6 protein-coding genes are annotated in these 8235 nt (G+C 71.9%); all 6 read left to right on the forward strand.

Translation table 11 applies throughout. The features are described from left to right. Positions 1-605 precede the first annotated feature (605 nt). Positions 606-2258, forward strand: a complete 1653-nt coding sequence (locus ACFRCG_RS07175) for an ABC transporter substrate-binding protein (RefSeq protein WP_380029664.1) — start codon at positions 606-608, stop codon at positions 2256-2258. Next, entirely contained in the window at positions 2258-3190 is a 933-nt protein-coding gene (locus ACFRCG_RS07180) for an ABC transporter permease (RefSeq protein ID WP_380029666.1), read from the forward strand. The genes ACFRCG_RS07175 and ACFRCG_RS07180 overlap by 1 nt, the downstream gene beginning before the upstream one ends. Further along, positions 3187-4053 carry an ABC transporter permease gene (locus tag ACFRCG_RS07185; RefSeq protein WP_380029668.1) on the forward strand — a complete coding sequence of 289 codons (867 nt, stop codon included), beginning with the start codon at positions 3187-3189 and terminating at the stop codon, positions 4051-4053. Before ACFRCG_RS07180 ends, ACFRCG_RS07185 begins: the two co-directional genes overlap by 4 nt. Further along, complete coding sequence (locus tag ACFRCG_RS07190; protein ID WP_380029670.1) at positions 4050-5837, forward strand: dipeptide ABC transporter ATP-binding protein; 1788 nt, start codon at positions 4050-4052, stop codon at positions 5835-5837. The genes ACFRCG_RS07185 and ACFRCG_RS07190 overlap by 4 nt, the downstream gene beginning before the upstream one ends. Then, entirely contained in the window at positions 5834-6913 is a 1080-nt protein-coding gene (locus tag ACFRCG_RS07195) for an LLM class flavin-dependent oxidoreductase (protein WP_380029672.1), read from the forward strand. The genes ACFRCG_RS07190 and ACFRCG_RS07195 overlap by 4 nt, the downstream gene beginning before the upstream one ends. A 273-nt stretch (positions 6914-7186) precedes the next feature. Next, positions 7187-8131: a glutathione S-transferase C-terminal domain-containing protein gene (locus ACFRCG_RS07200; RefSeq protein ID WP_380029675.1), complete on the forward strand. Its 945-nt coding sequence runs from the start codon at positions 7187-7189 to the stop codon at positions 8129-8131. Positions 8132-8235 lie beyond the last annotated feature (104 nt).

Here is an 8235-nt window from a genome sequence, read left to right on the forward strand (position 1 = left end):
CGCCGGCGACGGGCGCGGTCGACCGCGCCGGTCGGTCCTCCGGCGTCGGCGATATCGCCGGCGCCGGGGCCGCGGGTATTGCCGCCCGATGCGGGTTTTCGTACGCCCGCCACCGAAAAGCGGAATTACCACTTGTTGTCGCCACTACGGACTCGATAGGCTCGCGCCGGTACGGATATCGATCCATTGTTGTCGAAGGACGTCATGACGCTCGTGGTGCCGGTCACCGCCTCCACCCCCGGGGTCTCCTCGCGGCGTGTCGAGGCCGTCGCGCCCCTCGGCGCGGCCGTGCACCGCCCGCGAACTCCCCTGTGCACGCGCAGGCATGTCGATTTCGGCCGGGTCCACAGCTCGGCCTGTCGAGCCCGCTGACCGCCGCGGACCGGACTGCTCCGCCGCCGGACCTCCCTCGTCGATCCCGTCGATCCCGGTGATCGCGGGGCGTCCGCCCGCCGTTCCCCATTCCTCCCCTCGATTCGCCGCGTCCCGCGCCGGCCCGATTTCCGTCGGGTTCCACCCGCCGCCGCGCGTGCGTGAATCGATGGATATCCCCTGCCCGAAATCACGCGCGCCGCCGCGTGAATTCGTCCTGCCCGGAGATATACATGCGCTTTTCCCGCCTCGCCGCCGACCCCTCCTTCGCCGCCTTCCGAAGACTGCGCCGCGCCGCCGGCTCCGGCGTCGCCGCGACCGCCGCCCTGGCCCTGGTCGCCGCCTGCAACGGCGCCGGCGGCACGGCGGCGAGTTCCGCCGAGGTCGGCCCGCCGAAGGCCGGCGGCACGCTCACCTTCGCGCTGGCCGCCGACCCCACGTGCCTGGACCCGCAGCAGTTCGGCACCAACGCGAGCCTGAACGTGGGCCGCCAACTCGTCGACTCGCTGACCGACCAGGACGGGCGTACCGGCGAGATCAAGCCGTGGCTGGCCACTTCGTGGGAAGTGAACCCGCAGGCCACCGCGTTCACCTTCCACCTGCGCCCGGGGGTGACTTTCGCCGACGGCGCCCCGCTGGACGGCGCCGCGGTCAAGGCCAACCTGGACGCGGTACTCGCGCTGGGCGCCAAGGCGACCGTGGCGAGCAGCTACCTCGCCGGCTACCGGGGCACCGCGGTGCTCGACCCGACCACCGTGCGGGTGGAATTCGCCGCGCCCAGCGCCCAGTTCCTCCAGGCCACCTCGACCATGTCGCTGGGCCTGCTCTCCCCCGCCACCCTCGCCAAGACCCCCGAACAGCGCTGCCAGGGCGACCTGGTCGGCTCGGGCCCGTTCACACTGCGCTCGTACAAGCCGAACCAGAGCGTGGAGTTGGCCAAACGTGCCGGGTACGGCTGGGGCTCGTCGCTGTTCGCCCACCCGGGCGAGGCGTACCTGGATCGGCTGGTGTTCAAGATCGTGCCCGAGTCCGGGGTGCGCGCCGGGAGCCTGGAATCCGGTCAGGTGGACGCGATCAGCGACGTACAGCCGCAGGACGAGGCCCGCTTCGCCGCCGGCTACACCGTGTTGACCCGGCCCAACCCGGGCGTGGTGTTCGTCCTCCAGGCCAACGTCTCGCGCCCGATCCTGGGCGAGGACGCGGTCCGGCGAGCCATCGCCAAGGCGGTGGACCGACCCGAGGTGGCACAGACCGTACTCACCCCGAAGTACAAGGCGGCCACCTCGCCGCTGGCCTCGGTCACGCCCGGCTACGTCGACCTGTCCGCACAGCTGGGATACGACCCCGAGGGGGCGAAACGGCTCCTGGAGGAGGCCGGTTGGCGGGCCGGCTCGGACGGCGTCCGGGTCAAGGACGGGCGCAAGCTGAGCGTGGACGTGATCTTCGCGCCGCTGTTCAACGCCAGCCAGTCCGTCCTGGAGCTGGTCCAGCAGCAGCTGCGCCGGGTCGGGGTGGACCTGCGGCTGCGCAAGTTGGCCGCCGGTGAGCAGAACCAGGTGCAGAACGCGGGCGACTACGACTTCGCCTACTACAACGTCACCCGCTCCGACCCGGACATCCTGCGCACCCTGTTCGGCACCAGGACGGTGAACCGGCTTCGGATCCCCTCCGGCGACCTGGACACCGTGCTCGACGACCAGGCGCAGAACCTCGACCCGGCGCGGCGTTTCGCGAAGGTCGCCGAGGCGCAGCGCATCGTCACCGATCGCGCCTATGTGGTGCCGCTGTTCGAGCTGGCGCAGGTGCACGGGCTCGGTCCGAAGGTGCACGGGCTGACCTTCGAGGCGTCCTCGCGCCTGCAGTTCCACGACACGTGGGTGGGCTGATGCGCGGATATCTGCTGCGCCGGCTGCTGCAGGCGGTGGTGGTGTTGTGGGCGGCGTTCACCGTCTCGTTCGTGGTGTTGTATCTGCTGCCCGGGGATTCGTTGTCGATCAAGCTGGGCGGCCTGGAGGGCACCGCGACACAGGCGCAGGTCGACGCGGTGCGCGCCGAGTACGGCCTGGACGACGCGCTGTATCTGCAGTACGCGCACGCCCTGGGTGACGCGCTGGGCGGGGATCTGGGGCGGTCGGCACAGACGGGGGCGCCGGTGGTGCGCACGATCGCCGACGCGCTGCCGCAGACGTTGGCGCTGACCGGGTTCGCGATGGTGTTGGCGGTGCTCGGCGGTGGGGCGGTGGCGCTGGCGGCCACGTTCACCCGGGTGCGGGCGCTGCGTCAGGTGTTGTTGTCGTTGCCCGCGATCGGGATTTCGATGCCGGGCTTTTGGGTGGGTCTGCTGCTGGTGCAGGTCGTGTCGTTCCAGTGGGGGCTGCTGCCGGCGATGGGCAACGAGGGATTCGAGAGCCTGGTACTGCCGGCGATCACGATGGCGCTGCCGGCGGGCGCGATGATCGCGCAGGTGTTGGCGAAGAGCCTGACCACCGCGTTGGCCGAGCCTTATGTGGAGACCGCGCGGGCCAAGGGGGCGGGCCGGGTGCGGATCCATCTGCGGCACGCGCTGCGCAACGCGTCGTTGCCGGCGCTGACCCTGGCGGCGGTGGTGGCGGGGAATCTGCTGATGGAGTCGGTGGTGGTGGAGACGGTGTTCTCCCGAGCCGGGGTGGGTCGGTTGACGGCGGCGGCGGTGGACACGCAGGACCTGGCCGTGGTGCAGGGCGTGGTGTTGCTGGCGGCGGTGGTGTTCGTGGTGGTCGCGCTGGTGGTGGATCTGCTGTATCCGCTGCTGGATCCGCGGGTGGGGAGGACGGTGTGACGACGGCGACCGGTTTCGGCGCGCGGGTGGGGCCCGCGGCGCGTGGGCATGCGTGGTTCGTGGTGCGCCGGCCGGGGTTGTTGCTCTCGTTGGTGGTGTTGGCGCTGGTGTTGCTCGCGGCGCTGGTCCCGACGTTGTTCGCGGACGGGGATCCCCTGGTGGGCACACCGCGCGAGCGGTTGCGGGGGCCGAGCCGGGAGCACCTGTTCGGTACCGATCAGCTCGGGCGGGACCTGTTCACCCGGGTCGTGCACGGCAGTTCGCTCTCGCTGCGGGCGACGGCGGTCGCGGTGGCGGTGGCTCTGGTGGTCGGCGGCGCGCTCGGTCTGGTGGCCGGGTTCGTCGGCGGGTGGCCGGACGCGGTGTTGATGCGCACGGTGGACGTGGTGCAGGCGATTCCGCGGCTGTTGTTGTCGCTGGCGCTGGTGAGCGCGCTGGGTTTCGGCACCACGAAGGTGGCGATCGCGGTGGGGGTGGCCAGTGTCGCGTCCTTCGCCCGGGTGATGCGCGCCGAGGTGTTGCGGGTGCGGTCGTCGGTGTATGTGGAGGCGGCGCGGGCGAGTGGGGTGCGGTCGGGGGCGATCCTGGCGCGGCATGTGTTGCCGAACGCGTCCGGGCCGGTGTTCGTGCTGGCCGCGTTGGAGTTCGGGGTGGCGATCCTGGCCGTGTCGGCGCTGAGTTTCCTGGGGTTCGGCGCGCCGCCGCCGACCCCGGAGTGGGGCGTGTTGGTCGCCGACGGGCGCGGGTTCGTGGCCACGGCGTGGTGGTTGACCACGTTTCCCGGGCTGGTGATCGCGGCGACGGTGTTGTCGGCGAACCGCGTCTCGCGGGCCCTGGATGGAGAGCGGAGGCGGGAGCGATGAGCGGCGGCTTGGTACGCGGTGGGCGGGCTCGGCGGGTGGAGGCGGTGGTGGACGGCGTCCCGGGAGAAGCGGGGGTGGCGGGTGTGCCGGGTGCGTCCGGGACACCGGGTGCGCTCGGTGCGGCGGGTGCGTCGGCTGTGGCCGCGGTGCCGTTGCTGGATGTTCGCGGGTTGCGGGTGTCGTATCGCACCTCGCACGGGTCGGTGGACGCGGTGACGGGCGCCGATGTGAGCGTGGTGCCGGGTGAAGTGGTGGCGGTGGTCGGCGAGTCGGGGTCGGGCAAGAGCACCATGGCGCACGCGATCGTGGGGCTGCTGCCTGGGGGCGGACGGGTCGGCGCGGGGCGGGTGTTGTTCGAGGATCGGGATCTGCTGGGGCTGCGCGAGCGGGATCTGCGTGCGGTGCGCGGCCGTTCGATCGGGCTGATCCCGCAGGATCCGGTGGTTTCGCTCAATCCGGTGCGGCGGATCGGCGACCAGGTCGCCGAGGCGCTGATCGTGCACGGGTTGGCGAGCGGGAAGGAGGCCGCCGAACGGGCGGTGGCCGCGCTCGACGAAGCGGGCCTGTCCGAACCGGCGTTGCGCGCCCGGCAGTTCCCGCACGAGTTGTCCGGAGGCATGTGCCAGCGGGTGTTGATCGCCATCGCGCTGGCGTGCCGCCCGAAGCTGGTGATCGCCGACGAGCCGACCAGCGCGCTCGATGTCACCGTCCAGCGGCGCATCCTGGACCACATCGAGGAGCTGACCCACGCGCACGGCACCGCGATGTTGTTGATCACGCACGATCTGGGGGTGGCGGCCGACCGGGCCCGGCGGGTGGTGGTGATGTCGCGCGGCGAGGTGGTCGAGCAGGGACCGGCGGAGCGGGTCCTGAGCGATCCCGAACACCCGTACACGCGCCGGTTGATCGCCGCCGCGCCCAGTTTGACCCGGCGGCGGGCCCGGCCGCGTCCGGTCCGCGATCCGGTGCCGCGGACCGAGCCGCTGTTGACCGTGACGGGGCTGGTGAAGGAGTTCGCGCTGCCGAGGACCAAGGAGGGGCCGCGCACGTTGCGCGCGGTGGACGACGTCTCGTTCACCGTGCGGCGCGGTGAGACGTTCGCGCTGGTCGGCGAGTCGGGCTCGGGCAAGTCGACCACGGTGCGGATGATCCTGGGCCTGGAGACGCCCACCGGGGGCCGCGTGTCGGTCGAGGGCCGAGACGTCACCCGGCCCGGGCGCGGCGAGGCACGGGCGCTGCGCCGGCGTATGCAGTTGGTGTATCAGAACCCGTACGCGTCGCTGGATCCGCGCTTCACGGTGTCCGAGATCGTGGAGGAGCCGTTGCGCGCCTATCGGGTCGGCACCCGGGCGGAGCAGCGGGCCCGGGCGGCGGCGCTGATCGATCAGGTGGCGCTGCCGGCGGACGTGTTGCGTCGCAAACCGGCGGAGTTGTCGGGTGGGCAGCGGCAACGGGTGGCGATCGCCCGGGCGTTGGCGCTGGAGCCGGATCTGGTGGTGTGCGACGAGCCGGTGTCCGCGCTGGACGTCTCCGTTCAGGCGCAGATCCTGGATCTGCTCGCCCGGCTCCGGGAGGAGTTGGGGGTGAGCTATCTGTTCATCTCGCACGATCTGGCCGTGGTGCGGCAGATCGCCGACCGGGTGGGGGTGCTGCGCGCGGGTCGGCTGGTCGAGAAGGGCACCTGCGAGCAGGTGTTGACGGCGCCCACCCATCCGTATACGCGCGAGTTGATCGCGGCCATTCCGGGGCGGCGCCGCCCGCGACCGCTGGGGGCGGTGTCGTGAAGTTCGCGGTGTTCACTCTGGGTGCGAACGCGCCGCATCCGCTCACCGGCGAACAGGCGCCGGCGCACGAGCGGTTGCGGGAGTTGGTGGAGAGCGCGGCGCTGGCGGAGGAGTTGGGGTTCGACGCGTTCGGGGTGGGTGAGCGGCACGGCGAGCCGTTCCTGTCCTCGGCGCCGCCGGTGATCCTGGCGGCGGTGGCGCAACGCACGTCGCGGATCCGGCTGTTGACCACGCTGACGGTGATCAGTGTGTTGGATCCGGTGCGGGTGGCCGAGGACTACGCGACGCTCGACCAGCTGTCGCGGGGCCGGCTGGATCTGATGGTCGGCAAGGGCAACGACCCTCGGCACTTTCCGCTGTTCGGCCTCGACGAGGCGGATCAGTGGGAGTTGCAGGAGGAGAAGTTCGAGCTGCTGCGGCGGTTGTGGAGCGAGGAGAAGGTGACGTGGTCGGGGCGTTTTCGCACCCCGCTGCACGAGGTCACCACCCAGCCGCGCCCGTTCCCGCGTGCGGACGGGCGGGCGCCGGTGATCTGGCACGGCAGCGCGACCAGCCGGGCGTCGACGGAGTTGGCCGCGAAGTGGGGGGATCCGCTGTTCACCGCGAACGGGTTCCATCCGATGGCCAAGTACGCGGATCTGATCGAGCACTATCGCGAGCGCTGGGCGGCGTACGGGCGTGATCCGGCGGACGCGGTGGTCGGTTCGGGCGCGGGCGGCTGCTATGTGGCGCCGACCTCACAGGAGGCGTTGGCGCGATACCGGCCGTACTACGACGCGTTCGCGAAGTCGGCGGCGGCGCGGCACAACGGTTCGCCGTTCACGTCGCTGGAGGACAACGTCGCGAACGGCCCGGCGCTGGTGGGCAGTCCGGCGCAGATCGTGGACAAGATCGGTCGCTACCACGCCGCGTACGGACATCAGGTGCAGGCGATCGGGACGGAGGGGCTGGATGGGGCGGAACGGCGGGCGGTGTTGGAGCTGTTCGCGGACGAGGTGGCGCCGGAGTTGCGTCGTGCGTTGCCCTCGCGGGTGTGGGAGGAGGCGGGTTCGGGAATCGGTGCCGGGGATCGGTGAAGGCCCTTGCGGGGGCGGTCCACAGCGCGAATAATCCGAGCCATGGACGGCTGCGTGTGTCACGCGGGCCCCCGCCCGGTTCTGCCGAGGGCGCGGGTCCTGATCGCCGTTCACCTGTTGATCCGCCGCCACATCGACTTCCTGCGCGTGTGCAGCGCGAGTTGTCGCGCGGTCTGAGTTTCACGCCACCGGTCCGCCCGGATTTCGGGGTCGGGCCGCGCCGTGCCGTCTCGACCGTTGCCACACTCAACGACCCGCGCGAGGGAGACCCGTATGTCCACGACATCCCCGAAGGCCGCCGGACCGATCGACTTCCGCACCCACGGGCGCTACCGTGCCCGCCACTCCGGGTCGCCGCTGCCGGGCCTGGAGACCATCCGCCCGCCGATGCAGCGTTTCCGCGGCCGGATCGGCGCCGGGTTCCGCGCCGAGCCGTACCGCTTCCACCTGTACCTGTGCCTGGCCTGCCCGAAGTCGCTGCGGGTGGCGATCACCCGGGACCTGAAGGGCTTGGGCGACGTGGTGGGCACGTCGCTGGTGGACCCGGTCCGCGACGGGCGCGGCTGGGCGTTTCGCGACGGGGACGGCCACGGGCTGGACCCGGTCGGCGGGTTCGCGTTCCTGCGCGAGGCGTACGAGGCGACGGAGTACCACTACGACGGGCCGGTGAGTGTGCCGGTGTTGTGGGATCGGTGGAGCGGACGCATCGTCAGCAACCACGCGCCGCACGTGCTGCGGGACCTGGCCACCGCGTTCGGGGGCGGGCCGGATCTGTATCCGGCCGATCGGCGCGAGGAACTGTGCGCGCTGGACACCCTGTTCGAGGAGGACGTCACCGACGCGGCGCAGCGGGCCGGGCGGGCGCCGGCCGGGTCGCGGCGGGCGGAGGCGATGGACACCGTGCTGGCCACCCTGGCGGTGGCCGAACGGCGGCTCGCGGTGCGGCCGTTCCTGTTGGGCGATCGGCTGACCTCGGCGGATGTACACCTGTGGGTCACCCTCGTGCACCTGGACGCGGTGCACAAGCGGCACTTGCACGCCGCGGACGTGCAACGGCTCGCGGCGCACCCGCATCTGTGGGCGTACGCGCGGCGGTTGAACCTGATCCCGGCGTTCCGCGACAACCTGCGCCTGGACCACATCGCCCGAAACCACCGGAGCCACTGTCGTGGCCCGGCGGCTTCGGGCGTCTCGATCGCGCTCAACGACTGGAGCTGAGTCGGCGGGGGCGGTGGGGGCCTCGGTTTCGGGCCGGGGGCCCCCCCCCCCCCACGGCTGGTGGCCGCGTGGCTCTCAGGCCCGCACCTGGATCAGGGCGTGTG

The sequence above is a fragment of the Embleya sp. NPDC056575 genome (genome assembly GCF_042793325.1).
GTDB lineage: Bacteria > Actinomycetota > Actinomycetes > Streptomycetales > Streptomycetaceae > Embleya.